The 20,611-nt window shown below is 52.2% G+C and carries 18 protein-coding genes and 1 pseudogene; 7 read left to right on the top strand and 12 right to left on the bottom strand.

Annotated features, from left to right (window positions below):
- The first annotated feature begins 11 nt into the window (after nucleotides 1-11).
- Nucleotides 12-1,586 carry a glycoside hydrolase family 43 protein gene (locus tag BLQ88_RS00335; RefSeq protein WP_090145614.1) on the top strand — a complete coding sequence of 525 codons (1,575 nt, stop codon included), beginning with the start codon at nucleotides 12-14 and terminating at the stop codon, nucleotides 1,584-1,586.
- On the opposite strand, the gene BLQ88_RS00330 is transcribed toward BLQ88_RS00335, so the two are convergent.
- The 3 genes from BLQ88_RS00330 to BLQ88_RS37330 form a co-directional block, all read right to left on the bottom strand.
- Nucleotides 1,583-2,503, bottom strand: a complete 921-nt coding sequence (locus BLQ88_RS00330; RefSeq protein WP_090145613.1) for a sugar phosphate isomerase/epimerase family protein — start codon at nucleotides 2,501-2,503, stop codon at nucleotides 1,583-1,585. The genes BLQ88_RS00335 and BLQ88_RS00330 overlap by 4 nt on opposite strands.
- Before the next feature lie 73 nt (nucleotides 2,504-2,576).
- Nucleotides 2,577-3,341, bottom strand: coding sequence for a hypothetical protein (locus BLQ88_RS00325; protein WP_218132870.1), 765 nt, complete (start codon nucleotides 3,339-3,341; stop codon nucleotides 2,577-2,579).
- A 137-nt stretch (nucleotides 3,342-3,478) separates the two neighbouring features.
- Nucleotides 3,479-3,607, bottom strand: coding sequence for a hypothetical protein (locus tag BLQ88_RS37330; protein WP_262485689.1), 129 nt, complete (start codon nucleotides 3,605-3,607; stop codon nucleotides 3,479-3,481).
- Between the two features lie 246 nt (nucleotides 3,608-3,853).
- On the opposite strand from BLQ88_RS37330, the gene BLQ88_RS00320 reads away from it, so the two are divergent.
- The 3 genes from BLQ88_RS00320 (at nucleotide 3,854) to BLQ88_RS00310 (ending at nucleotide 7,442) form a co-directional block, all read left to right on the top strand.
- Nucleotides 3,854-5,110, top strand: coding sequence for a hypothetical protein (locus BLQ88_RS00320; protein ID WP_090145609.1), 1,257 nt, complete (start codon nucleotides 3,854-3,856; stop codon nucleotides 5,108-5,110).
- A gap of 187 nt (nucleotides 5,111-5,297) precedes the next feature.
- Nucleotides 5,298-6,038 carry an SDR family oxidoreductase gene (locus BLQ88_RS00315; RefSeq protein ID WP_090145608.1) on the top strand — a complete coding sequence of 247 codons (741 nt, stop codon included), beginning with the start codon at nucleotides 5,298-5,300 and terminating at the stop codon, nucleotides 6,036-6,038.
- Between the two features lie 75 nt (nucleotides 6,039-6,113).
- A complete protein-coding gene (locus BLQ88_RS00310; protein ID WP_090145606.1) occupies nucleotides 6,114-7,442 on the top strand; it encodes a rhamnogalacturonidase in 1,329 nt (442 codons plus the stop codon).
- A 56-nt stretch (nucleotides 7,443-7,498) separates the two neighbouring features.
- Here the strand turns inward: BLQ88_RS00310 and BLQ88_RS00305 are convergent, their stop codons facing one another.
- Both BLQ88_RS00305 and BLQ88_RS00300 read right to left on the bottom strand, forming a co-directional pair.
- Entirely contained in the window at nucleotides 7,499-8,965 is a 1,467-nt protein-coding gene (locus BLQ88_RS00305; protein WP_090145605.1) for an MBOAT family O-acyltransferase, read from the bottom strand.
- An 18-nt stretch (nucleotides 8,966-8,983) separates the two neighbouring features.
- On the bottom strand, nucleotides 8,984-10,039 hold the full coding sequence (locus BLQ88_RS00300) for a hypothetical protein (RefSeq protein ID WP_090145603.1): 1,056 nt from the start codon (nucleotides 10,037-10,039) through the stop codon (nucleotides 8,984-8,986).
- A gap of 156 nt (nucleotides 10,040-10,195) precedes the next feature.
- Here BLQ88_RS00300 and BLQ88_RS00295 point away from each other — a divergent pair, with 156 nt between their 5' ends.
- Nucleotides 10,196-11,206: an AraC family transcriptional regulator gene (locus BLQ88_RS00295; protein WP_090145602.1), complete on the top strand. Its 1,011-nt coding sequence runs from the start codon at nucleotides 10,196-10,198 to the stop codon at nucleotides 11,204-11,206.
- 21 nt (nucleotides 11,207-11,227) lie between these two features.
- Here BLQ88_RS00295 and BLQ88_RS00290 read toward each other — a convergent pair whose 3' ends face one another.
- The 5 genes from BLQ88_RS00290 to BLQ88_RS00270 form a co-directional block, all read right to left on the bottom strand.
- Nucleotides 11,228-11,482, bottom strand: a complete 255-nt coding sequence (locus tag BLQ88_RS00290; RefSeq protein WP_090145600.1) for a SemiSWEET transporter — start codon at nucleotides 11,480-11,482, stop codon at nucleotides 11,228-11,230.
- Nucleotides 11,483-11,509: 27 nt separating this feature from the next.
- Nucleotides 11,510-11,911, bottom strand: a complete 402-nt coding sequence (locus BLQ88_RS00285) for a response regulator (RefSeq protein WP_090145599.1) — start codon at nucleotides 11,909-11,911, stop codon at nucleotides 11,510-11,512.
- Nucleotides 11,912-11,920: 9 nt separating this feature from the next.
- On the bottom strand, nucleotides 11,921-13,804 hold the full coding sequence (locus BLQ88_RS00280) for a PAS domain-containing sensor histidine kinase (RefSeq protein WP_090145597.1): 1,884 nt from the start codon (nucleotides 13,802-13,804) through the stop codon (nucleotides 11,921-11,923).
- A gap of 115 nt (nucleotides 13,805-13,919) precedes the next feature.
- Entirely contained in the window at nucleotides 13,920-14,666 is a 747-nt protein-coding gene (locus BLQ88_RS00275) for an SDR family NAD(P)-dependent oxidoreductase (RefSeq protein WP_090145596.1), read from the bottom strand.
- Nucleotides 14,667-14,684: 18 nt separating this feature from the next.
- Nucleotides 14,685-14,906, bottom strand: a complete 222-nt coding sequence (locus BLQ88_RS00270) for a tautomerase family protein (RefSeq protein WP_090145594.1) — start codon at nucleotides 14,904-14,906, stop codon at nucleotides 14,685-14,687.
- A 453-nt stretch (nucleotides 14,907-15,359) separates the two neighbouring features.
- Here BLQ88_RS00270 and BLQ88_RS00265 point away from each other — a divergent pair, with 453 nt between their 5' ends.
- Nucleotides 15,360-16,619: an Hsp70 family protein gene (locus BLQ88_RS00265; protein WP_090146264.1), complete on the top strand. Its 1,260-nt coding sequence runs from the start codon at nucleotides 15,360-15,362 to the stop codon at nucleotides 16,617-16,619.
- Here BLQ88_RS00265 and BLQ88_RS00260 read toward each other — a convergent pair whose 3' ends face one another.
- Nucleotides 16,620-18,698 (bottom strand): glycoside hydrolase family 127 protein, encoded by a 2,079-nt coding sequence (locus tag BLQ88_RS00260; protein ID WP_090145593.1) that lies wholly within the window; start codon nucleotides 18,696-18,698, stop codon nucleotides 16,620-16,622.
- A 117-nt stretch (nucleotides 18,699-18,815) separates the two neighbouring features.
- Between BLQ88_RS00260 and BLQ88_RS00255 the strand changes: the two genes are divergently transcribed.
- Nucleotides 18,816-19,793, top strand: coding sequence for a GntR family transcriptional regulator (locus BLQ88_RS00255; protein WP_090146263.1), 978 nt, complete (start codon nucleotides 18,816-18,818; stop codon nucleotides 19,791-19,793).
- Nucleotides 19,794-19,868: 75 nt separating this feature from the next.
- Here BLQ88_RS00255 and BLQ88_RS00250 read toward each other — a convergent pair.
- A pseudogene (locus BLQ88_RS00250) lies at nucleotides 19,869-20,606 on the bottom strand (KilA-N domain-containing protein); the annotation flags it as partial.
- Nucleotides 20,607-20,611 lie beyond the last annotated feature (5 nt).

Here is a 20,611-nt window from a genome sequence, read left to right as displayed (position 1 = left end):
TACACCCGATAATGAAATTCCTGCCCGGCCTGCTCCTGCTTACGCTGCTTTGCTCTATTCACACATTCGCGCAAAAGCCCGCACCTGCCCGCGTTATTACCTACCGCAACCCGGTCATTGCCGGCGATTTCGCCGATCCGTCGGTGATACGCGTGGGCGATACATATTATGCGGCCGGGACGTCGTCGGAATGGGGGCCGGCCTACCCTATTTACAGTTCCAAAGACCTCGTGAACTGGGAATATGTCGGACCGGTTTTTGCGGAACTGCCCAAATGGACGATGGGAAGCTACTGGGCACCGGAGCTTTTTTACCGTAATGGCACATTCTACGTTTACTATACCGCCCGGCGCAAATCGGACAAGCAGTCGATGATCGGCGTGGCGAGTACGAAAGACATTACCAAAGGTTTCAAAGACCACGGCGTGATTATCGAATGGACCAAAGAGGCCATCGACGCCTATGTGGTGGATGATAAAGGAAAGCTGTTTATCACCTGGAAAGCATACGGGCTCGATAAAGACCGGAGCATCGAGCTGCTCGGCGCCGAGCTTTCCGCGGACGGTCTGAAAGTGACAGGAAAGGAATTCAGTCTCATCAAGGCAGATCCAAGCGGCTGGGAATCCGGCGGGGCCGAGGGCCAGGCTATTTTTAAGCGGGGAAAATACTGGTACATGCTCTACTCCGGCAATGCCTGCTGTGGCGACCGCTGCGATTATCAGGTAGGCCTTGCAAGAGCAGAGAAGTTGCAGGGGCCGTGGGCCAAATATGCCGGTAACCCGGTACTTTTCGGGGATAATGCCTGGAAATGCCCCGGCCATGGTACGGTGGTAGTAACGCCCGATAAACGCTATTTTTACCTCCACCACGCGTACAACGGCACCGATTTCACATTTGCCGGTCGCCAGGGCGTGCTTAGCGAGCTGATTTGGGACGAAACGACGCTTTGGCCTGCATTCAGGTACGGCAAAACGACACCGCTTCAAGCCGAATCGCCTGCCGGAGCGGGAAGCGTGCCGCAGCATAATCTCAATTTTTTGGCCAACTACGAACGCGATACGCTGTCGCTTCCGTGGGCATTCGACGCCAGCCTGCCGAAGCCGAAGTACGGCGTAAGGGCATCCGCTTTGGAGATTGAATGCGAGAATGCAGCCAGGACAGGTAATTTCTTAGGCCAAACCATTAAAAATGGCAGCTACACATTTGCCACCGAATTCGTGAGCAAAGACGATGCATTTCAAAACATCCTGCTTTACGGCGACGCCCAGAATGCGATCGGCTACGGCGCAGGCCAAAACCGCATCGAGCTGTGGCAGGTGAAGGATGGGAAATTTGAAATACTTCAAACCCAGGAATTTCCCGACAAATACAAGAACATCCGCCTCGAACTGCAAAGCCGTTACGGACGCTTCTACACATTCAGCTGGGCTGTAAAAGGCCAGAAAATCGACTCACTGACGAGTTCCGTGCAAATAGAAGCATCCTGGCTGCCGCGCTGGGACAGGGCACCGAGAGTCGGTATCAACATCACCGGCACGCCGAACCAGAAAAGCGAATTCAAGGCCGTAGAGATGAAATACGATTAAAAGTATTGCTGCATCAGCTTTGGATACGCAGGTATCACTACTTCCGGCTCCTCGATTTCGGGGTGCCATTTTTTCTCCCATTCAAAGCTGTAAAAGCCTTTGTAATTGTTTTTCACAAGCACGTCGATCGCCTCTTTCAAAGGTCCTTCGCCTTTGCCGACCTGTACATACTGAATTTTACCGTCTTTCAAAAGGCCGTCCTTGATGTGCGTGTGGCGAATGTATTTTTTGAGCGTGGCGTAAACTTCCGTCGGCGGCTCTTTCGTCACCGACCACATATTGAAGATGTCCCATATCAGCCCCACGTGGCCGTGCTCGGCCTTGCTCATCACCCTCGCGAGAATATCCTTGCCCGTCACGCCCCCGTGAGATTCCAGCAGGACGGTCACCGACGAGTTCCGGGCATAGTCGCCCAGTTCCAGCAAGCCGCTGCTAATCAGCTCCACGGTCTTATCCACTTCCTGATTTTTGGGCAAATCATTTGGAAAAACGCGTACGAAAGGGCAATTGAGTTGTTTTGCGAGATCGATAAACCTTTTCGCCTCGTCGAGATTTTTCTGACGTTCCGCCGGATCAGCCATATGCAATGCAGCCGACGAGCCGAGGTCTACGATCATCAACTTTTTATCTTCCGCCATCTTGCGCGCCTGCGCAATGCTTTGCGGGCTGCTGAAATCACTGCATTTCGACAGATCCATACAATCCAGCACCCCACGAATCTCGATGCCCTGGTAACCATTTTCGGAAGCATACTTCACGATCGTCGCCCAGTCCCATTTCGGGCACGCAAGGGTGGAAAAAGAGAATAGCGGTTTCGCTTTCGCCATCGCATTAAGCGGTTGTACAAAAGGCAATGCGAGGCCGGCGGTAGCTGCAAGCAGGAAATCCCTGCGGTTCAGAGAAGATAATTGGTTCATGACGTTCAGGAAAAATGTCCTGAAATATATCGGCTATTGTGTGGAATGGCAAATCGGTTTGGCGTTTGAGTAGTTACATCTCTCCATATACCGACGGTTTAAACGGTATTCTCGCTTCGTGCACGTCCCGCAGGCGGTCGTACTTATACGGAGCGGCGACCAAGGTATGGGTGGTGCTATTATTCACAATGCCTATCACAATTTCACCAAATACCTGTGGCCCTCCCATGAAATCGAACACCATATTAAGTTCAGTTTCGACAGTACGTGTCTCTCCCACAAGCATGTCCAGATTAGTGATCGGGTTGCTCGGCGACGACGGAGGCGCGCTCCATAGGGACGGATCAAAAATGTCATCATAAGCAGCTGGAAACGGAGGAACGGGATCCGACAGCTGGTAATACGTGATTTCATAGCCTCCCACTGGCAGGAACGAAGCGGCGGCAATTCGCTTCACATGAACGCGCACCCGGAAATCCGCGATCGCGTACTCGCGGCTCGACCCGTAATTAAACCGAAGGGCGTCCCGCGACGACAACTGAACATCCGGGCTGCCTGGTAGCACTGTTTTTACCACCTGGCTGGTATTCTTCCGCAAAAATTCCAGTTTGGTAATCTCAAATTCGCACGGAAACGCCCTGGGCGTACCATCGACGCGATCGCAGTTGCTTACGGGCTCAGGTACTTGGTGGTCCTGACAGGAGAAGGCCATCGCCATCATCAGAACAGATGAAAGCGATACGACTTTAATGAGCGTTAATGTTTTCATAATCTTGACGTTAGGGTGGTAAATGTCGAGATAAGTAGATATAAGGTAAATACTACCCTCCACTGCCACAACTTTTCACTTTGCGGTTACATTCGTGCTTAAAAAATAAGGTCTGCAAACCGATTGGCTTGCAGACCTTACTTCCTATTCAGTGCTTCGATAAGGGACAATGTCCTCAGTTCATGTCAGTTTCGATGGGGCCTTCCCTATTTCAAGGGTTGGTCGGTCATTTCGGCTTTCCGCAGTTCGAGCACGATCCGGATACCTATTGCGGCAATCGCTACCGCGATCCCGAGCTGGGCAATTCCCGCCCACATGCTTATCGTCCATTCCATTGTTGTATCGATTTGAGTTTCAGCACAAAATAAAAACGATGGAAAGCGAGAATAAAGTACTATCCATTAACCGGTTAGCAGAATTAGTAAACGGCCAAAAGAAGGGGCAGCAAAAAAATTTGCAGCAATCGCATTGCGGATTTTCAATTCATTTTTAACTTTGAAATACAAAGTACTTTTTAATAACAAAGAAAACACTTGCCTCACCACAGAAAAAAGCTAAATTTCATTCTCAATCAATGTCTTATGCGCGAAGAAATCCTGTCGAACCAAAACAATGCCCTGCAACTGGAACGGTTGTACCGGGGCAACAAGCCTGGCTTTAAAGCAGCTTTCAATGCATTGTACCCCGAGTTGCAGACGAACCCGCTCGCGGAAGGCTGGTACCAGCGGCTCAATTTCAGTCAGGGCCTTTCCGACGGCGCTTCGGCCTGGGGTACCCCCGCCGAACGTTCGTTTGTCATCGCGGCCTCGCTGTTCGCGGCGCTCATTGCCAAGCTGCCCGAGATCTTCCCGATCAGCGAGGATTTCTTCTATCCGCGCAACATCGGGTTCATCGTCGCGCCGGTACTTATGGCTTATTTTGCCTGGAAAAACGCGGTTTCGTGGCAAACGCGTGGCCTGGCGATCTTGCTGCTGATCGGAGCTATCGTATTTATCAACTGGCTTCCCCAAAACGAAAACAGCGATACGCTGATCCTTTCCTGCCTGCATTTGCCGCTCTGGCTGTGGTCGCTGCTGGGTGCGGCTTACAATGGCGGTAAGTGGCGGAATGGCGCCAACTGGCTGGAATTCCTGCGGTATACCGGCGAACTGGTGGTGATGTCGGGCTTACTGGTGCTGGCTGGCGGACTCACCACGGCCCTTACCATTAATCTTTTCAATCTGATCGGCTGGGATATCCAGCGGTTTTATTTCAAATATGTCGTCGTATGCGGGCTGGCGTGTGTACCCATGGTCGCGACGTTCATTACCCGCGTACAACCCACGCTCGTGAGCAAAGTATCGCCGATGATCGCGAAATTGTTCAGCCCGGTGGCATTGGTAATGCTCGTGGTGTACCTGGCGGCTACGCTCGTCGCGGGTAAAAGTCCGTACCACGACCGCGAATTCCTGCTTGTTTTCAATGGGCTACTCGTTGGCGTAATGGCCCTGATATTCTTTTCGGTAGCTGAAACCGACCATTCGGGCGGCAATCGTGCACAAATAATATTGTTGTTCCTGCTATCGGCGGCCACATTGCTGGTCAACAGCATTGCATTGTCGGCGGTTCTGTTCCGGATTTCCGAATGGGGCCTTACCCCGAACCGCGCCGCAGTACTGGGCGCCAATGTGCTGATGCTCGCCCATTTGTTTTATGTGGGACTGAGACTCTTTGCGGTGCTAAGCAAAAAGGCGGAACTCTCTACGGTGGGCGCGTCACTCGGCCTGTTCCTCCCCTTGTACAGCATTTGGAGCGCGGTGGTAATCTTCGTTTTCCCTTTGATTTTCGGGTTTAAATAATACCCGTTTGAAAACAAGGGCCTGTTGCGCGTCCTAAAGACTGGGAAAAGCTGTCGGATCACCGGCGGCTTTTTCAGTTTTAAAGCGTATCTGAGAAATTTGCAACTCTTGCTTTAATCCTTGTACGCCCGGGGCGCGGCCGACCTGCCATCTTTGTAATGTTCTTTAACACTAAACAAAAACGACCATGAACTCACTCGAAAACAAAGTAGCCCTCGTGACCGGCGCGTCAAGGGGAATAGGTGCAGCAGTAGCCATTCACCTGGCCAAAGCAGGAGCCAAAATCATTGTAAATTACACCGGCGGACTGGAAGCAGCCCAGCAGACGGTAGGGGCGATCAAATCGGCTGGCGGCGAAGCCATTGCATTGCAGGCCGACGTCAGCAATCCCGCGCAGGTAAAGGCGATGTTCGATGCGGCCATCGCCCATTTCGGCCAAATCGACGTGCTGATCAACAATGCGGGCATTATGATCACCAAATTGCTCAAAGACACCACCGACGAAGATTTCACACGGCAGTTTGAAGTGAACGTCCGCGGCACATTCAACACACTCCGCGAAGCAGCGACACGCCTGGCCGACGGCGGCAGCATTATCAACTTCTCGTCCACAACCACCCGCGTGATGATGCCTACCTACGCCACTTACGTAGCCACAAAAGGCGCCGTAGAGCAACTGACACGCGTTTTTGCCAAAGAAGTCGGCGCACGCGGCATTAATGTGAATGCGGTACTGCCCGGCCCTACCAACACCGAACTTTTCACCAAAGGCAAGCCCCAGGAAGTAATCGACCGCCTGGCTTCCCTGAACGCCTTCAACCGCCTCGGCGAACCCGAAGACATCGCCAAAACCGTCGCCTTCCTCGCCAGCGACGACGCGAAATGGATCAGCGGCCAGACGATCGGCTTGAATGGAGCGATGGCTTGATGGCTGCGAAATTTCGATAGCGATTGCCACATTGGATTAAGAGTAAAAGAACGCAAGACTCGTCTTCAAGGGGTTATGAAAAAGTCTTGCTTTCTTTTATTTCAACTATATTTCCTTGCGTCGGTTGCATTTGCACAATCGGGCAGATCAACTACATTTCCTGACGGCACGAAGATACCGGACTGGTTTTCAGACACATCTAAAATCGACCTGAAAAGCCTTGGTAAGCAGTTTGTCGTCACGCAGCATGGCGTTTCGGCCGATAGCAATGTGGTGCAGACCGCCCAAATCCAACGGGTGATCGACGAGGCCGGGGCGAAGGGCGGTGGTGTGATAGTGATCCCCAAAGGTACTTTCCTGAGCGGCGCATTGTTTTTTAAGCCCAAAACACATTTGTACGTGGCCGATGGCGGGGTACTGAAAGGCTCCGACAAGATCGCCGATTACCCCATGATGCCTTCGCGCATGGAGGGGCAGAACCTCGATTACTTTCCGGCGTTGGTGAATGCGTATGGTGTAAATGGTTTCACGATTTCGGGTAAAGGGAAAATCGATGGCAATGGGTTGAACTATTGGAAGGCATTCTGGCAGCGGCGCAAGGAAAACCCGAACTGTACCAACCTCGAAGTCTCACGCCCGCGGCTCGTATTTATCTGGAAAAGCGATGATGTGCAGGTCCGGGATGTGACGTTACAAAATTCAGGCTTCTGGACGAGCCATTACTACCAATGCAATAATATTAAAATCCTGAACGTCAGGATTACCGCACCGCATGAGCCCATTAAGGCGCCGAGTACCGACGCGATTGACCTGGATGTGTGCAATAATGTGCTCGTGAAGGGCTGCTACCTGGCCGTGAACGACGACGCCATTGCATTGAAAGGCGGAAAAGGCCCTTATGCCGACAAAGATCCGGGCAATGGCGCAAACACAAACATTATCATCGAAGACAACACCTTCGGGTTTTGTCACGCAGCGCTCACATCCGGGAGCGAGGCCATTCACAACAAAAATGTAGTCATGCGCAACTGCCACATCGAGAATGCCATGCGTGTGCTCTGGCTGAAAATGCGCCCTGACACGCCCCAGAAATACGAATTCATCAGCGTCGAAAATGTGGACGGCAATGCGTACAGCCTCATTTACGTAAAACCGTGGAAGCAATTCTTCGACCTGAAAGGCAGAAAGGACGTGCCGCTCTCCTACTCCGACCATATCAGCCTGAAAAACATCAAACTCAAATGCGAGGTGTTTTTCGACGTCAGCCCGGGCGAGTACGACAAGCTTTCGAAGTTCAGCTTTGAGAACCTGGACATTACCGCAAAAAACGCGGCGTACGACAAATCCGTGGTCAAAGACTTCACGCTCAGCAATGTGAAGGTGAATGATAAAATGATCAACTGACCGGATAGCGGACGTGGATTCAGTCCGCTATCCGGTAGTTTTTTATTCAGCTCAAATCAAAACTGGAAATAAATGAACGAGCCGGTGCTTTTCTGAGTGAGTACGATCAGGATCAGCATTACGGCCCACATCGTTCCGGAAAACCACCAGGGCAGCGATTGAAATAACCCTTTCACCGATCGCTCACGCATATTCCAATGTGTTACCAGTAAGCAGATGGTCACGATCGCCACTTTGAGCATATCCGGCGTACTGAGCATTTTCGGCCCCTGCATGATCACCCCGAACATACATAACAGCATTTTCAGCGCGGTATTGAAATCAGGCGAGCGGAAAAATACCCAGGTTACATTGACGAGGAAGAACGTCAGCAACACACGCAGCAATGTCGATAACCTACTGCTGCGAACGGGGATTACCGTCGCCTGTAACACCATTTCGTGCTGCCCGGCAGGCTGTGTTTGACGCGGTTTGCGCCGGAGCAGCCGTTCGATACATAGAAACAGGCCATGCAGGCCTCCCCAGATAACGAAATTCCAGGACGCGCCGTGCCACAATCCGCCCAGCAGCATCGTGATCATCAGGTTGAGATACGTGCGATAGCGCCCTGCCAGGTTGCCTCCCAGCGGAATGTAGAGGTAATCGCGCAGCCACGTGGAGAGCGTCAGGTGCCAGCGGCGCCAAAAATCGGAGAAGCCGACGGATGCGTAGGGATAGCGAAAGTTTTCGGGCAGTTGGAAACCGAGACAGAGCGAAACACCGATGGCACATGTAGAATAGCCACTGAAGTCACAGAAGATTTGCCCGGAAAATGCCAGCACGGCCGACCAGGCATCCAGCGGATTCACCGGAAACGGCAGGCTGAAAATAAAGTCGGAAGTCTCCGCAAGCCAGCCATCGGCAATTACCACTTTGAGGAACAGGCCTAATGTGAGCAGGAATAATCCCCACGTAAATTGCTCCGATGTAGCCTTAACAGGCTGTTTGAATTGCGGGATCAGGTCCTCGGGCCTGACGATCGGGCCTGCTACCAAATGCGGGAAGTAGGTCACGAACAATGCGAAATCGAGGAAAGAAGATTCGGGTTTGAACTTCCGCCGATATACGTCGATTGTGTAGGAAAGCGTGACGAACGTGTAAAACGAGATACCGACCGGCAGGATAATGTCCGGTTTCGCCGCCTGGAATGCAATGCCCAGCGAGTTCATCAGCATTGTAAAGTTTTCGAGCAGGAAGCCGCCGTATTTGAAATAACTCAGCATTCCCAGGTTCAGCACGAGGCTCACAGCCAGCCAGAGCTGTCGCCTGCGCTGGTTTTCGGTGACGGAGATCAGTTTGGCCATATAAAAATCGACGACCGTCGACAGCCAGAGCAGCAGTATAAATGGCGGGTTCCAGAGCGCGTAGAAAAGGTAACTGGCGCCGAGCAAATTGATCTTCTTTGTTTTCCAGGAGAATGGCAGGTTGTGCAGCCCAAGCAGGAGTACAAAAAACAATATGAAGGTATATGAATTAAAAACCATGGCTAATGATGACGATTATTATGGAATGTTTTGAGATACAGCATTTTGCAGCGACCATTTGGTTTTGTCGCCAATGATCCGGGTGAGATCCCTGGTAAAGGTTTTGGCATCGGCAGGCGAGAGATGCGACCATTCGGGGCATTCGTAGCGGGAAAGCTCGGGGTAATCGGCGAAATGGATGCCGGTGACGCCGGTTTCCTTTAATAACCTTTCCCAATACAATGCGCGGGGGTATGCCTGCTGCTCTGCCGCCCACACGGGATCGCTCGACGGGAACCGCACAAAGACGACCTTCCCTCCCCGCGCACGAATCTTGTCGACCGACTGCGCTACCGAACGAATAATGTTGGTGAGCGTATCGCCGCCGACGCCGCGTTTGGTACTCGCGAGGCCCATTTTCATCCACACGCCTTCCACCTCATGCTGCGCGGCGGTATCGCGCAAAAAGTTTTGGGTAAATGCAGTCTGGCGGTTGGGCGATACATATTCCAAGTCCATCGGGAACACCGGGAATACGAATACGCCCGGTCGGCTCGCGATCGGCAACCGTTTGATCAGCGCATTCACCGAGAACCGTTCCTCATCCAGAAACAGCAGATGATCTTCCAGTTTCCGGTTGATATGAAAGCTTGCGTGCTGCGAAAGCGAATATTTCGGGTAGTATTGCAGCCTTTTCCTGGCAGATGTTTCGGTGAAAGAACCATCCGGTTGAAAGAAAAGCATTTCCATCACATCCACGATCACCGTACCTTTGAAATCGGGATCATTGGCAAGGTCTTGCAGCACGGGCCGCGGCGTGGTTCCTACGATCGCCAGCTGCACGGGCTCCTTGCCGGTAATGCTTTTCCAGGTGCCGAGGTCGATATCGAACTTGGATCGTGACGTACCCACGATCACCGGCCCGGCTGGCGTGGCTTCGTAAATGTTCTTCCGGGTGTGGGCCCAGAGGCTTTCGTCGTCGTTGTAGGACAGTGTAAATCCGCATTGACGCAGGTAGCTTTCCCAACCGGTTACGAAAATGCCTGCAAATGCAGCAGCGAGACACGCCGTTTTCAGGTAATTTGTTTTTTTCATGGCTTTAAAAATTAAACAATAAGAAACACTCCCGCCGGTGCGCATCCGACGGCAATACAAAGTAAATGACGCTTACACCGGCGCTAAGTGATAGTACACGCCAAAGTGGTGACACTACACGCCAATTGATTGAATGACACGCCAATAACCATTGCTATGTACGGAACTGTACGGGTACTAAGGAACCTCATCTACGCAGCCTGCGCCCGCGGAGCCAACTTGCAACGCGCTTGCAATGCATTGGGAATCACACCCGAAGACCTTAACAATGCCGAAAAACGGATTGACGGTATGGTGCCGGTGATCGATTTGTGGAGCGAACTCGAAGCGTCGACGTGCGACCCGTGCATCGGCCTGCATGTGGGGATGGAAAACAACCCTTCGGTGTTCGGGTTGCTGGGCTACCTGATGCAGAGCTGCCGTACCATGAAAGATACATATACCGAACTCGAACGGTACCAGCAAACGCTCTCCGGCTGGATTTCGTACCAGATGGAGGTTACCCGCAATGGGTGCGAAGTCACGTTCGGAGTGAGCCAGATGTGGACGGACGTGTCGCCGGAAACGGCCCGGCATGCCGTCGAGGCGGCCATGAGTGCTTCGTTGAATTTCATATGCATGCTTACCGGCCAGAAGATATGGCCTATGCGTGCGGAATTGCAGTTTCCGGCGAACCAGTCGAAAGCCGTTTATGAGCGGGTTTTCAACTGCCCGGTTGGTTTTGAGAAGGAAAAGAACCGGCTGATTTACGAGCGGTCGTTTGCCGACATACGGGTTTTAAGCCACGACGAATCGTTGTATGCGCATTTCGGGGAAACACTGCGTGAGAAAGTGGCGGCGTTCGAAAAGTCGGGCAGCTTTTGCGACCGGGTACGGCAGGTTATCATGCGGGATTTTATAGGCAAAATACCTCCGCTCGAAGTGATTGCGGCGCATATGAACATGAGCGAGCGGTCGTTTCAGCGGAAACTGAGCCAGGAAAACGAAAGCTACCGGTCGCTGGGCACGGCCATTAAAAAGGATCTCGCATTCAACTTACTCCGCAAAACCGACGCCAAGGTGCATTCCATTTCCGAGTTGCTGGGCTACGCCGAGCCGAGCGCTTTCCACCGGGCATTCAAGAGCTGGACAAAGACGACGCCCGTTCAGAAAAAGAATGATTTATAGCTTGATGTTAATTTCTGCCGGTCACTTTCTAAAGATAAAGTAACATATCAGCAACCCGCTATTAAGCAATACCGAAAAGCCGTTGGAAAGAATAATGGGCAATTCGTCTTTCAAAAAGCCATAATAGGTCCAGAGCGCAACGCCGGAGATCAGCACGAGCAGCATCAGCGGTGACAGGGTGCCGACATCCTTTTTCCTGAGTATTTTGATGAACTGCGGAACCATGGAAGCGGAAGTGAGTACGCCGGCGATGATCCCGATCACTGTTTGAGACATATCAATGGGTTTCGTAAGTGGATGAAGTCAGCCGCCCAGGTACCGGCAGGCAAGCTGGTAAAACTCGGTAACAAAGGAATCGTAGGCAATGAAAATGTCGGGCTTGGCGATGAAATCCTTTGCGCCCGCGCGGATACACTTCTCGCGCGTGGTCAGGACGGAAGAGGTGGACGTCGCGAACACGGCAATGCCAGGATGTGTAATTTTGAGCTCGTCGATAATGTCGTAACCATTCTTTCCCGGCATATTCAGGTCCGACAAGACGAGTTCCGGCAGCTGCTTCGGCGAACCGTGCAGCCAATCGGTCAGTTGATCGCCATTACCGAACTCTCCCAGGATTTCGAATTCTCCGGAAGCCTTGAACGCCTCCGACATAAAAAAGCGTTCGTCTTCATCATTTTCTACAATGGCAAGTCTGAATGTTCTCATGTTCGGGGGTTAAATCTTGGGTAACAAAATATGAAAACTGGCGCCTTTTCCCTGCACCGACTCGGCCCAGATCGTACCGCGGTGCCGCTCTACCACTTTTTTACAAACCGCCAGCCCCACGCCGTAGCCAGGGTACTGGTGCGCAAAATGCAGCCTGCGGAAAATTTCAAAGATCTTTTCCAGGTGATCAGGTGAAATGCCGATGCCATTGTCTTCGACCACGAACCGCACATTGCCATTCTCCATCCATGATTTCACGGTCACTTCCGGCGAGTTGCCGTTGGTAAATTTCAGCGCATTGGCGAGGAGGTTCTGAAAAAGCTGCACCAGCTGCACACGGTCGCCATAAATGAACGAGACGTCGCTTTCCACGCGGATCTGTGCGCCCGACTGCTCTACCGCATCGTTCAGGTTCTGGATCGCCTCGCCGATCACCTCCTCTACCCTCAGCTTCTGACGCTGCAAGCCAATTTTACTGATCTGCGAGTAATGCAGCAGGTTATCGATGAGATCGTGCATGCGCTGGGCGGCAAGGACGCCTTTACCGATGCTCGACTTCAAGAGATCAAACTTCTGCTGGCCGACGTGCTGGTCCATCAGGTGCAGAAAGCTCCGTACCGTCCGAACGGGCTCCTTCAAATCGTGGGAAACAATAGCCGTAAACTGCTCCAATTCGCGGTTAACAGACGATAGTTCACTGTTAGTAACCGAAAGCTCAGCCACAAGCTGCCTGTATTTGTCCGAACTCTCCTGCAATGCCTGCTCGCTCATCTTGCGTTCGGTGAGGTCTCGGGTTACTTTCGAAAATCCGCTCAGCCTTCCTTCCGTATCGTATACAGCGGTAATGACGATATTGGCCCAAAACCGGCTCCCGTCCTTCCGCAAGCGCCATCCTTCTTCTTCGTACTTGCCGGTCGCCCGCGCCACTTTCAGCTCCCATGCGGGCTTGCCGTTGATAATGTCCTCTTCCGGGTAAAAAATGGAGAAGTATTTTCCGATCACGTCCTCCGCACTATAACCTTTGATGCGCCTCGCACCCTCGTTCCAGCTGATAATGCGGCCTTTCGTATCGAGCATAAAAATCCCGTAATCGCCCACCTGTTCTACCAGGGAACGGTAACGGGCTTCACTCTGGCGAAGTACTTCCTCGTCTTTCAGGCGCCCGGTAAGGTCGCTCGTTACCTTTGAATAACCTATTAATGCATTACGGTCGTTAAAGAGGGCCGTCAGCACCACGCTGGCCCAAAACAGCGAACCATCCTTCTTGACCCGCCAACCCTCTTCCCGGTAGGAGCCCTCGTCGCGGGCGACGTGCAACTTCTTTTTCGGCTTTTCGTCGAGCTGGTCGGCGGACGGGTAAAATATGGAAAAATGTTTCCCAAGTATCTCACTTTCGGCATAGCCGTGGATGAGCATTCCCCCGTCGTTCCACGTCAGCACATTGCCTTCGGGATCGAGCATGAATATGGAATAATCGCGCACCGCCTCGACCATCAGCCGGTAGCGCTCCTCGCTTTCCAGCAGGTCCGATTGCCTTTCCTTCTGTTCGGAAATATCACGTACCAGTACACAAAATCCTGCGAGCTGTTCCGATTCATCGTAAACCGGGGAATAGGAAGTTTCTGCCCAATACCTGGTGCGGTCTTTCCTCAGCTTCCAACCCTCTGCAACAAATTTGTTTTTCTTCCGTGCCTGGTCCAGTTCGTACCGGTATTTAATAGGATCGTCCTGGCCGTCGCCGATCGTATAAAATGGTTTCCCTTCGATTTCAGATTCCTCAAAGCCGGTAATAGCGCTGGCAGCGGCGTTGCAATTGGTGATTCGGCCTGTTTCGTCCAGCAAAAAAACACCGTCGGCGAGGTTGTGGAAAATCAGGTTGCTGTTCAAATGCATGAGTGGGTAAGGTATAAATCAAATTGGGAAGGAACACAGCAAATTCCATGCCAAAAAAATCAGGCGTGCCGGAGCTAAGCCAGCACGCCTGAATTACATTCACATCCATGGTTTGTTAACCAATATGGTGCCCGGCCACGTGGCCGCCATCGAGGTTGATCACCTCGCCGGTGATGAAGTTGCTGCCCGCGAGGTACAATGCGAGCTGCGCAACGTCTTCCGTTTCCCCGATGCGGTCCACGAGGTGCAGGCCGGCCAGGCTATCGGCATCGCTCACGCCGGTTTTCGCTTGCAGCGGGCTGCGGATAATGCCCGGCGCGATGGCATTGACGCGGATATTGTGCTTGCCGAATTCAGCAGCCAGCTGGCGTGTCAATGCGTGAATGCCTCCCTTGCTCGAAATGGGCGCAGTAGCCGGGAAGCCGCCGATGGCGTGGTCCACCAGCACGGTACCGATGTTGATGATCGAGCCCTCGCCTTGTTGGAGCATTTGCCGGATGGCCGCCTGGCTGGTGAAATAGGTACCTTTGAGATTAATATCGAGGAAATAGTCGAGGTGCGCTTCGTCCACTTCGAGGAAACTACGCGGTTCGAATACACCCGCATTATTCACCAGCACATCCACGCTGCCGAATTGGCTCACAGCCGTATCGACCAGTGACTGTCCGGTAGCTTTTTTGCTGATATCGCCCGCAACCATGACCAGCCGGTCGTGGTTACCCAGCTCGTTATACGTAGCCGCGAGATTGGCCTCGTTGGCCGAGTTGATGATCACATTATGGCCGCGATCCAGGAACAGGCTCGCTACTGCTTTGCCAATGCCGGTAGAAGCACCGGTTACGATGATGGTTTGCTTTTTCATGATGGTATGTCAGGTTTGTTACTGATTTCTTGTTGCTGTAATGCCCTTTTCGCGGAGTACCGACACTTGTTCCCCGGCGTAACCCCAGTCGTCGAGTTCCACTTCCTGGATCACTACGTGGGTCAGGTGGGGATCTTTATCGAGTACTTCGGTGATCAGCCCGGTCACCCCGGCGATAAGCGCCTGTTTTTGTTCGCGGGTAACGCCTTCACGGGTTACCTCAATTTTTACGTATGGCATGATTTCTGTCTTTAAAAGGGTTACCAATGTATTCGTTGTCAATCCATTACTGCGATTTGACATTACAAAGGAACCCGGTTTCCATCAGTCCGTTACGTGACATACATCACAACTTCGCCCGGCCGAAAGACTTGCTAATGCTCGCCCTCGCAATCCTCTTCATCATCGTCGGTATCGTCCATCGGCCCGTATTGAAATAAACTATGAAAAACCATCACTTTCATTTTTTACAGGTTTTAAATAAAGGACTGGCTACTAACGCCGCGCCAGGGAGCATTTCTCTATATTTTAAACTGATAATGAAGCATTTGTAAAAATATTTTCATTATCAAATTGAAAGGATTTTATCAAAAAGAAAGCCTTTCAAAGCTTGAATACGCGGTACTGCTTTCGTTCTGCATTTGCATTGGCGGTCAAATAGTGAGAAATTGCGCGCCCAATTTTCCAAAAACAATGACTACTCCTGTTTTCTGCGGCATCGATTTCGGCACTTCCAATTCCAGCCTTGCCATTGCCAACCACGACGACGTTTTCCTGATTCCGGTAGAAAACGACCATAAAACCATCCCCAGCGCCATGTTTTTTGCGCGAAAGGACAACGAAGCATTCTTCGGACGGGTAGCAATGGAGCGGTTCCTGAACCGGAATCCGGGCAGGTTAATGCGGAGTTTGAAACGCGTGCTGGGCACGCCAGCCATGCGCCAGGGCACGATGGTAAATGGCGAACTGATGAAATTCGACCAAATAGTGGCTGCATTCCTCGACCAGATGAAGCGGAAAGCAGAAGCCGACACCGGTGCCGAACTGAAACACGTGGTAATGGGCCGGCCGGTGCATTTCATCGATAATGACCCCGCCGCCGACGAACGTGCGGAAAGCGAGTTGAAGGCGATCGCCATCAGCCTTGGTTTCGAACACGTGGGCTTCCAGTTCGAGCCAATCGCGGCGGCATTTGCGCACGAGGCACGGGTTACAGGAGAAAAACTGGCCATGGTGGTCGACCTGGGCGGCGGAACTTCCGATTTTACGATTATCCGCCTTTCCAAAGACAACGCCCGCAAGCACGACCGCAGCGACGACATCCTCGCGAATACAGGCGTACGCCTCGGCGGCAACGACTTCGACAAAGACCTCAGCCTCGCGCGTATGATGCCCGAGTTGGGCTTCCGCACCACTTACGGCGCCAAAAACCTCGAAGTGCCCTCCTACCATTATTTCGATCTTTCCGAATGGAGCAAGGTGAACTTTTTGTACACCAACCGCACGATATTCCAGGCCAAGCAGCTCCTGCGCGAAACGCATTCGCCTGAAAAATACGGTCGGCTGATCAGCGTACTCGAACAGGAAAGCGGCCACGCGGTGCTTGCCGAAACTGAGAACATCAAGATCGGCCTCACGCAAAATGACGCCTATGTGGCCTCCCTCCCATTCATCGACGAAAATTTACAGATCAATGTCGAACGTGAAGTGTTCAACGAGGCGATCGGCACCAAAACCCAGCGCATTATCGAAGCCGCCAAACAATGCCTTCAAGCTGCGGGCATAGCACCCGAAGCGATCGGCCTCGTGATCATGACCGGCGGCTCGACGGAAATCCCGCTCATCCAGGAACGTTTCCGCGAACTGTTCCCCGCCGCCGAATGGTCGGAAGAAAACAAGCTATCGAGCGTCGGGCTTGGATTAGCCTACGACGCCCGCGCCCGGTTTTCGTGATTAATTTGCGGCAGGCGTCCCTGCGGTCGGCAGCCATACCTTATTACCTTTTACGCCGCGGTTACCCATGGCGTAATAAGGTATAGCGGTAAAGCTCGCTGCTTTGCCGGCACCATTCTTTGATTTACCGGTAATGACATTCACGCCATTGAGCAAATCCTTCCGGTATTGCAATGCCAGCGGCGACTTCGCATCTACCTGCAATGCATCCAGATCGGCATTATCCGCCGTTTCCAAACAATAAATCACCGGCCCGGCCGCAATCGCTACCTGGCCTTTCAGGTCTTTCACTTGTGCGTTTGCCGTGATAACGCGCGGTTTCACGGGCAGTTCCAGCTCGATGCGATCACCCTTTTTCCATTCACGGCGGATCACTGCATAGCCATTTTCCAGAGCCACTTTCTGTGATTTACCATTTATTTTAAGTGTAAAAGGTTGTTTCAAATCGGAAGCGTACAAGCCATAAGGATTCTCGATCCCCCGCGCCCAGCCGGGTACCCGCACGTTCACGCTGAATGCACCGCTTTTGTCAGGATTAATATTCAAAACAACCCGCCCATTCCACGGATAACCTGTTTCCTGCGAAACAGCCACCTTATTACCCTTCAAACCGATTTCCGCATTGCTTCCGATAAACATGTTGACGTACAACCGATCGGCCGACGAAGCGTAAATGTAATCCGGCAGTGCCGATACCATTTTCAGGAACATTGGCGGGCAGCACGGGCACGAATGCCATTCCCAGCGCGTATGATCGTGCGCATTGAGCGGGTTCTGGTAGGTATATTGCGTACCTGACAGCGACACGCCGGTCAGGACATTGTTGTACAAAACGCGCTCGAACTCGTCCATATATTTGGCATCGCCCGTGAGCTCGTTCATCCGCTGGCTGAAAAAACCGGCACCCACGGCTGCACAGGTTTCCAGGTAGGCATTGCTGGGCAGAAAGTAATCCGCCCCGAATTTCTCGTCGTGCGCGATGGCGCCCACGCCGCCGGTCACGAACATACGCTTGCCGGCCATATTGTCCCAGAGGCGGTTGGCGGTCTGCATGTATTCGGGCATTTGGCTTTCCAGGGCCATGGCGGTAATGCCGGTCGCGAGCAATGTTGCCCTCACGGCGTGGCCTTCAATGGTTTTCTGCTGAAAAACAGGGATCGAATCCTGGGCATAATCGCCCCAGGCCGGGCGTGCATCAGCAGCTATTTCCTTGAATTTCTGATCCTTGATCCATTTCTCCGATTTTTCGTTACCCCACGTGAGCCACAGCGGATAACCCGCATTATGCCCGCGATTCTCGATCCAGAACCGCACCAAGGCCAGGTAAGCCTGCTCATTCACAGGCACATTTAGCTTCGATTTCAGGTGGGGATTATTTTTGAATAACCAGTACAACTTGGTAACGGCCTCCTCCGGGCCCGAATGCGCGGGCACGATGTTACGCTTCGGCGCCGGGCCCATGAATGCGGTCATATGGTTGGCAACGCGGACGGCCACTTCGAGCAATTTGGTCTTGCCCGTGGCCTGGTAGTAATGCACGCCAGCCTCCACGAGCATGCCCGCATTGTACACGTCGTGCTGCCAGCGCAGGAAACCGCCATTGTCGCCCCAGCGGTGCGCGGGCTCCATGAGGTCGGTGTAGGTGTTGATATAACCGTTTGGATCGGCTTGCTGGGCGGCGTAAATGCGGTCAATGTAGCCGTCGATGCGCGCCTGCAATGCGGCGTCGGGGTGCAGGTCCCCTATACCTCGGATGGTTTCGTAAATCAGTCCGTCGAACCATGGTAGCCCGGCGTGGCCGCCTTTTTTGCCGTCAGCTACATTATCAAAGTTTTCAAAGACGTTGTTTTTGGCCCTTTCCTCCGGTTTCAGGTGCTTTCCTTCAAATTTATCGAGCACATCGGTAGCGGTAGTCGTGCGCCAGAGCTCCATTTTCGGCGACCAGAACGAGTCGTTAACCGTTGCCCCACGCACCTGCGTGAGTTGCGTTGTAGCGTTTGCCGCATGCTGAGAATAAACCTGACCCGCCGCAAGTACCAGCGAAACACCCAGGCCGATCGATAGACAATGTTTTTTCATGTTCGGTTTTAATTTCGGCCAAATATATAAATGTTTTCAACTGGTACGAACTGGTATGACTTTATTATTTTGCAACAACCGGCTAACCGCGTACCTTTGCCGCCATACTGCATTATTGTGAAAGAAAACAGATCGAAATACAAACTGGTGGTGAACCACGTGACCGACCGCATCCAGTCGGGAGAATATGGCAACGGCGACCGCATTCCGTCCATCAATGCATTCCGAAGCGAATACAGCCTCTCGCGCGACACCGTTTTTGCCGGCTTGCGCGAGCTGATTTCCAAAGGCATTATCACCTCCAACCACGGGGTCGGTTATTTTGTAAGCAGTACCAAAATCGGCGCAACCCACAACATCTTCCTGCTTTTCAACGAATTGAATGGATTTAAGGAGGTTTTATTCAAATCATTCATCGAGTCCGTCGGCAGCGAGGCCACGGTCGATCTTTACTTCCATAACTATAACCGGAAGGTTTTCGAAACGCTCGTCGCCGACGCCCGCGGCAAGTACACCGACTACGTGATCATGTCGGGCAAGTTCCGGGGCATCGGTCCGTTGCTGGAATCGCTCATGGGCAGGGTTTTCCTCCTCGACCATTTCGATTTTGAATTGAAAGGCCAGTACTCGGCCGTATTTCAGGATTTTGACAAAAATACCTATGAAGCGCTCGTCTCCGGGCTGCACCTGATCCGCAAATACCAGCGGATTTTTATGGTTCAAAAGGAAGAAAAAGAGCCCGAGGAAAGGTACGACGGGCTCAAACGGTTCTGCGAGGAACATGGCTTCGAGCACGCCTATATCCCCGAAATCCCCGGCCACACCATTCGCCCCGGCGACCTGTTTATTGTCGTAAAAGACGAAGATCTCGCCGAACTCATCAAGCAAGCCGAAGCGTTAAACATCACACCCGGAGCCGATTTCGGCATCATTTCCTACAACGACACCCCCTTAAAAGAAGTCCTCGCCGGCGGCATTACCACCCTCTCCACCGATTTCAGACTTATGGGCAAAACCATGGCCGACCTGATCGACACCAAAGCCATTTCCACCATCGAGAACCCCTGGCAGCTGAATGTGAGGCGGTCACTTTGAAATTAGCTTCCTGGCTACAATCGCCCACGACAGTGCGCCACCTGCCTGGATTAACCCAAGCAAGCGGCGTTTTCCCTATAAGTCTGTTGAATTTGACTTTTTTATTGATATTGAAGGGAGCTTTGGGCTTGTATGCGGACTTTCGATAAGCTGATGACTTAAATCTCTGCTGGCTTTCAGCGACTTCAATTGTGTCACGGCTGCCTTCCGCAGAAATTTCAACCGCTCTTGTGTGTCCAGCATTCCGCTATTGATCAACATGCCGTTCAAACTTTCCAGATTTGCCAGGATAATCAGTTGATGGGTATCGGCTACATCACGAATGTTATAACCCTTTGCCGCAAGTTCAGGATTTTGCCGCCGCCATTCCTTCGAGGTCATTGCAAAAATCGCGATGTATAGGAGGTCTGCCTCGTTGGCATATACCAGCCGCTCTTCTTCTTTCGAGATATTGATGTGCGGAATTAAATCCTCCTTAATAGCATCAGTATGAAGTACATAATTGACTTTGGAGAGATACCGGCGCAAGTCCCATTTTCCATTGAGCGTTTCCGCTTCCTTAAGTCGTTGGAACTCTTTCAGCAAAAGCAGCTTGAAAGCAGGGCTTAACCATGCGCAAAATTCCAGCGCAATGTCCTTGTGGGCATAAGTACCTCCATTCCTCCCCGATTTTGAGGTTATACCAATGGCATCGGTCGCCTCGATCCATTTTCTCGGCGTAAGCGTAAAGCTGTTCAAACCAGCTTGCCTTCTAAACGTATCGAATTCGACACCTTTAAAATCCGGATTGTTGATAGATTCCCAAAGACCAAGGAATT

The organism is Dyadobacter soli, from assembly GCF_900101885.1.
In the GTDB taxonomy this organism is placed as follows: Bacteria; Bacteroidota; Bacteroidia; order Cytophagales; family Spirosomataceae; genus Dyadobacter; species Dyadobacter soli.
Note: the sequence above shows the minus strand (reverse complement) of the source record. Positions and strands in the feature narration are given on the sequence as shown.